Origin of the sequence: Rubrivirga sp. (assembly GCF_049648075.1) — a bacterium.
GTDB lineage: Bacteria > Bacteroidota > Rhodothermia > Rhodothermales > Rubricoccaceae > Rubrivirga.
Genome location: NZ_JBARYR010000569.1, coordinates 1 through 1,927, shown reverse-complemented (window position 1 = coordinate 1,927; position 1,927 = coordinate 1). Strand labels below are relative to the sequence as shown.

2 protein-coding genes are annotated in these 1,927 nt (G+C 70.3%); both read left to right on the top strand.

Translation table 11 applies throughout. The annotated features are described in order from the left end of the window. The first annotated feature begins 168 nt into the window (after positions 1-168). A complete protein-coding gene (locus tag WBA11_RS15915) occupies positions 169-726 on the top strand; it encodes a sigma-70 family RNA polymerase sigma factor (protein WP_424521642.1) in 558 nt (185 codons plus the stop codon). A gap of 59 nt (positions 727-785) precedes the next feature. Then, on the top strand, positions 786-1,927 hold a 1,142-nt coding region (locus WBA11_RS15910; protein WP_424521641.1), incomplete at its 3' end, for a serine/threonine-protein kinase.

The window sequence follows — 1,927 nt, the reverse complement described above, 5'->3', positions numbered from 1 at the left end:
CATGCGGCAACGAGCGGGAGGAGGGCGATGGCGGTGAGGGCTCGGAGGTAGGTCATAAAAATCAGGGTCTAGGTTTGGAGGAGGCGACGTCGCCTCACCCCCAGCGCACCAGCCTGCGCCTAGACCGATCATCGGCGTCGTACTTTTTTTGACCGACGCCCACTCCCGATGCCTGAACCCGACGTCACCGAGATGCTGGCCGACCTCGAGGCCGGCGACCCGCAGGCTGTCGATGCCATCTTACCGCACGTCTACGGCGAGCTCCAGGAGATCGCGCGGCGGCAACTCCGGGGCGAGCGCGATGGCCACACGCTCGACACGGCCGCGCTCGCGCACGAGGCGTACCTCAAGCTGGTCAAGCAGGACCGCGTTAGCTGGCAAAGCCGGGCGCACTTCTTGGGCGTCGCCTCGATCGCGATGCGCCGGATCCTGGTCAACTACGCCAAGAAGCGGCGGGCCGAGAAGCGAGGCGGCGGCGACTTTGCCGTGACGTACCAAGAAGGCGAGGTCGGAAAGGTCACGCGGGCCGACGAGCTGCTCGCCCTCGACGAGGCACTGGGCGAGTTGGCGAAGCGGTCCGAGCGACAGGCGCGCGTCGTCGAGATGTCGTTCTTCGGCGGCCTCACCCAGGTCGAGATCGCCCGAGCGCTCGGCATCTCCGAGCCGACCGTCCGCCGCGACTGGCGCGTGGCGAAGGCCTGGTTGAGCCACGCGCTCAAGGAATAGCGCGGCGGCCTGACCGGTCGATCAGCGGTTTGGTGCGTTCGTCGTAGCCTCCCGTCTCTATGAACGACCCCGTCACCCGCTGGCCGGAGATCCAGACCCTCTTCGAGCAGGCCCTCGACCGCCCCCCCGACGAACGGACCGCCTGGCTCCGCTCCGTCTGCGGAGACGACCTCGAGGTCTACCGAGAGGTCGAAGCCCTGCTCGAGGGCGACCGCGACCAGCACACCGTGTTCGCCGGCAGTGCCCTCGACCTGCTCGCGCCCGCCGACCTCGAGGACGCGCTCGTCCCGTCGAAGACCGGCGAGCGGGTCGGGCCGTGGGTATTGGGTGAGCGGATCGGGGCCGGCGGGATGGGCGCCGTCTACCGCGCCCAACGGGCCGACGGGTTCGAGCAGACGGCGGCGCTCAAGCGGATCAAGCCCGGCATGGACTCCGAGGCCGTCTTGGCGCGGTTCCGCGCCGAGCGCCAGATCCTGGCCCGGCTCGAGCACCCCGGGATCGCCCGGCTCTTGGACGGCGGCCTAGCCGGCGACGGCCGGCCGTACTTCGCGATGGAGTTGGTCGAGGGCGAGCCGATCACCGACTACTGCGACGGCCTCGGCCTCGAGGTCGACGAGCGGCTCCGCTTGTTCGTCGAGGTCTGCGACGCGGTCGCCTACGCGCACCGGCAGTTGGTCGTCCACCGCGACCTCAAGCCGTCGAACGTGCTGGTGACCGACCTCGAAGACGGGACGCGACAGGTCAAGCTGCTCGACTTCGGGATCGCCCGCGTGCTCTCAGACGATCACGGGGACGGGCTGACGCGGACGGGCCAGCGCGTGTTGACGCCGTCGTACGCGGCGCCGGAGCAGCACCGGGGCGAGTCGCCCTCGACGGCGACCGACGCCTACGCGCTCGGCGTGCTGCTCTACCGCCTTCTGACCGGCACGCTGCCGACGGAGGACAAGGGCGAGCTCGCAGCGCTCTCGACGAGCGTCCCCACCGAGCCCTCCCGACCGAGCACGCGCGTTCAAGATGCTGCCACCCGGCGCGACCTCGAGGGCGACCTCGACACGATCATTCTGAAGGCGTTGCGCCTCGAGCCCGAGCGACGATACGGCTCCGCCGCGGAGCTCGGCGCCGACGTCCGCCGCTACCTCGAGGACGTGCCCATCGAGGCGCGGCCGGCGACGGCGGGCTACCGCGCGCGCCTGTTCGTGCG

What these genes read in the sequence shown, in the direction of transcription:
- WBA11_RS15915 (WP_424521642.1), top strand. Translation starts at nt 169, where the DNA reads ATGCCTGAACCCGACGTCACCGAGATGCTGGCCGACCTCGAGGCCGGC.